This window comes from Nocardiopsis sp. FIRDI 009 (assembly GCF_003386285.1).
GTDB lineage: Bacteria > Actinomycetota > Actinomycetes > Streptosporangiales > Streptosporangiaceae > Nocardiopsis.
This window is the reverse complement of record NZ_QPNC01000045.1, coordinates 1-1,468: the sequence shown is the minus strand read 5'-3', so window position 1 is coordinate 1,468 and position 1,468 is coordinate 1. Positions and strand designations below refer to the sequence as shown.

At 67.6% G+C, this 1,468-nt stretch carries 1 protein-coding gene; it reads left to right on the top strand.

Features of this window, described 5'->3' with window-relative positions:
- Positions 1–150 precede the first annotated feature (150 nt).
- Positions 151–1,443 carry an IS701 family transposase gene (locus tag DVR05_RS25780; RefSeq protein ID WP_232832340.1) on the top strand — a complete coding sequence of 431 codons (1,293 nt, stop codon included), beginning with the start codon at positions 151–153 and terminating at the stop codon, positions 1,441–1,443.
- Positions 1,444–1,468 lie beyond the last annotated feature (25 nt).

Sequence of the window (1,468 nt, the reverse complement as noted above, 5' to 3'; positions counted from 1 at the left end):
GTACTCCAGTTGGACTTCTGGTTTGAACCGTGTTGATCACGTTCGCGGGAGTTCGGTGCCGTTCGACCGCGCTGATCTGGCCATTCACCGGACACAGCAACGGCCACCACCCGATCATCGATGGTTGTGAAGACAACGAACAAACAGGCGGTGGCCACGGCCACCAGCGTAGCGGCCCAGCGGTGGCCGCACCTGCTGAACGAAGTCATCGACACGGCCGTGAACCCGCACCTGGCCCGGCCCGAGACCCGTTCCACCGCCCGCGACCTGATCCGAGCTCTGCTGGCCCCTCTCACCCGCAAGAACTGCTGGACCCTGGCCGAGCACGCCGGACACGGCGCCCCCTACCGAATGCAGCACCTACTGGCCCGGGCCCACCTGAACGAGAACGCCCTGGCCGCCGCCCTGCGCAGCTACGTCATCAGGTGCCTGGGCACCGACGACGTGGTCCTGGTCGTGGACGAGACCGGCGATATCAAGAAGGGCCGTGACACCGTCGGCGTGTCCCGCCAGTACACCGGTGTGACAGGGCAGATCGAGAACTGCCAGGTCGCGGTCTACCTCGCCTACACCACTCCTGACGCCCACGCGTTGATCGACCACCGCCTCTACCTGCCCTCCTCCTGGAGCGAGGACGCCGCCCGACTGGCCACGGCGGGGGTACCCACCGACGTTGGCTTCGTCACCAAGCCGGAACTGGCCCGCCAGATGATCGCCGCCGCCCTGGAGCACGTCCCCCACGCGTGGGTCGCCGGCGACGAGGTCTACGGACGCAACCCCGACCTGCGCGCCTACCTGGAGAAACACCGGGTGGGGTACGTGATGGAGATGGCCGCCACCGACACGATCACGACGCCGCGCGAACCCCTCACCGTCAAGGAGCTGGCCGTCCTGGTCCCGACCCAGGCGTGGCAGAAGCGCTCCGCCGGGGCCGGGGCCAAGGGGCAGCGGTTCTACGACTGGGCGCTCATCGACGATGTTGCTGACTCCGACGGAGTGCGGTGGGTGCTGATCCGCCGTAACCGAACCACCGCCGAGCTGGCGTTCTTCCACTGCTATGCCCCGGAGGTGGTGTCCCTGGGGCGCCTGGTGGCGGTGGCCGGGCGCCGGTGGCGGGTGGAGGAGTCCTTCGCTCAGGGCAAGGGCCTGGCCGGGTTGGACGAGCACCAGGTCAGGACGTGGACGTCCTGGCACAGATGGAGCCTGCTGGTCATGGTCGCCTACGGGTTCCTCGCTGCCTGTCGCCTCCGGGAAGCCCGCCACCACCCGGCCCCGGAGGGGCTGGTCGCGTTGACCTGCAACGAGATCGCCCGTCTGCTGGAGGCGCTGTTTCCGCCCGAGCTCCATCCAGAGCACGTGTTGGCCTGGTCGGTGTTCAGACGCTCCCACCAGGCACGGGCTCTGCACTGCCACTACCGCAGACAGGCAGCCCAAGAATCATGACAAAACGGATCTACAACTGGAGTAC